Source organism: Neisseria basseii, assembly GCF_962707005.1.
GTDB classification, from domain to species: domain Bacteria; phylum Pseudomonadota; class Gammaproteobacteria; order Burkholderiales; family Neisseriaceae; genus Neisseria; species Neisseria bergeri.
Window position 1 is genome coordinate 1 of record NZ_CAUIXH010000065.1, and the last position, 373, is coordinate 373.

A 373-nucleotide genomic window follows, 5' to 3' on the forward strand; every position below is an offset into this window, starting at 1 on the left:
TCGTCCAGGCGAGTTTGTCTTGGCGTTCTTTGGAAAGGCGTCTGCCGAACGGGTCGTAGGCGTATGTCCAGATCTCGGTGTTGCCGGCGGGCTTTTTGATTTCGGCGCGGACGAGTTGGTTTTCTAGGTCGTATTGGTAGTATTGGTTTTCGCCGTTGGGCAGCTGGCGGTAGATCAGGTTGCCCAATGCGTCGTAGGTGTATTCGATGCCGTTGTATGATTCTAGGCGGTTGCCGCTGCTAATGTTACTGCCTTTGCCCTTCCCTTCGGCTGTTTTGTCGGAAAGGATGTTGTGGGCGGGGTCGAAGGCGAAGGTTTCGCTGCGGCCGCTTTGGCTGTTGCGGGCTTCCTGAATGCGTCCGATTTTGTCGTA

Annotated in this window: 1 pseudogene; it reads right to left on the reverse strand. The window is 55.5% G+C overall.

Going from position 1 to position 373, the window contains the following annotated elements:
* Positions 1-373 (reverse strand): annotated as a pseudogene (locus tag Q9I99_RS11320) (type IV secretion protein Rhs); the annotation flags it as partial.